Genomic DNA, 1,301 nt, shown 5'->3' with positions numbered 1-1,301 from the left:
CAGGGCCTCGGCAAAGTCGTGAGTGATGCCCGCTGAGCTGCGGTTTCAGTGCGAGATGGCACTCGACGGGGAGCGTGGATTGGGGCGGGCACGACCGTCTCGGTGATGATTCAAGTTCCTACACAAGCTCCACAACCAGGAACGAGTCGTGCCCGCTTCCTCATCTTCTCCCATGCCCGCTCCGATATCGGACACCGGGATCCTCGACGTGCTCGACCTTGTGCCTGATCCACGGGCTCGACGTGGGGTTCGACACCGGTTGGCGGTGATCCTGTCGGTCGCGCTGGCCGGGGTGTGTGCCGGCGCCCGCTCGTTCACTGCGGTCGCGGAATGGGTTCACGACGTGCCGGCGGATGTGCTGGACCGGCTCGGGATCAAGGGTCGGCCACCGTCGGAATCGACGATCCGACGCACCCTCGGCCGCCTCGACGCCGCGGTGTTGGACCAGGTCATCGGGGTGTGGGCGTGGTTGCGGACCGGGGTGGTCGACGGGCGCCGGGTGGTCGCGGTCGACGGGAAGACGTTGCGGGGCGCGAAGGATGCCGCTGGGCATCTGACGCACCTGTTGGCGGCGCTGGACCAGGGCAGTGGGGTGGTTCTCGGGCAGGTTGAGGTCGGTGCGAAGACGAACGAGATCCCGCTGATCACCGATCTGCTCGATGCGCTCGATCTCACCGATGTGGTGGTCACCGCGGATGCGTTGCACTGCCAGCGGGGCACCGCCGACTACATCGTCGGTCGCGGCGGACATTACGTGTTCACCGTGAAGAACAATCAACGATCCCTACGGAACTTGTTGAAGTCGTTGCCATGGAACGATATTCCGGTTTGCTCGTCGACCGGCGGCCGTGGTCACGGTCGACTCGAGCGGCGCACGATCAAGGCGACCGAGGTCGATGCCGGGCTCGGGTTCCCGCACGCCTGCCAGGTGTTGCAGGTTCGTCGCACCGTGACCAGGAACGGCCGGAAAACCGTTGAGGTGGTCTACCTGATCACCTCGATGCCGATGACCTCTGCGGCTCCGTCGCAGGTCGCGGCCTGGATTCGCGGGCACTGGGCCATCGAGAACCGCCTCCACTGGGTTCGCGACGTCACGTTCGACGAAGACCGCTCCACCATCAGCACCGGCACCGCGCCGCGAGTGATGGCCACCATCCGGAACACCGCCGTCAGCATCCTCCGGTTGGCCGGTCACACCAGCATCGCCACCGCCCTGCGGCACCACAGCCGCAACCCGCACCGGCCGATCGACCTACTTCACACCATCTGACATGCAATTACATGACTTTGCCGGGGCCCTG

Annotated in this window: 1 protein-coding gene; it reads left to right on the top strand. The window is 65.6% G+C overall.

Going from position 1 to position 1,301, the window contains the following annotated elements:
• Positions 1-172: 172 nt before the first annotated feature.
• On the top strand, positions 173-1,270 hold the full coding sequence (locus G6039_RS30115; protein WP_102799316.1) for an ISAs1 family transposase: 1,098 nt from the start codon (positions 173-175) through the stop codon (positions 1,268-1,270).
• Positions 1,271-1,301 lie beyond the last annotated feature (31 nt).

This window comes from Rhodococcus aetherivorans, from assembly GCF_011058165.1.
Lineage (GTDB): Bacteria > Actinomycetota > Actinomycetes > Mycobacteriales > Mycobacteriaceae > Rhodococcus > Rhodococcus aetherivorans.
This window is presented reverse-complemented; position numbering and strand designations above follow the sequence as displayed.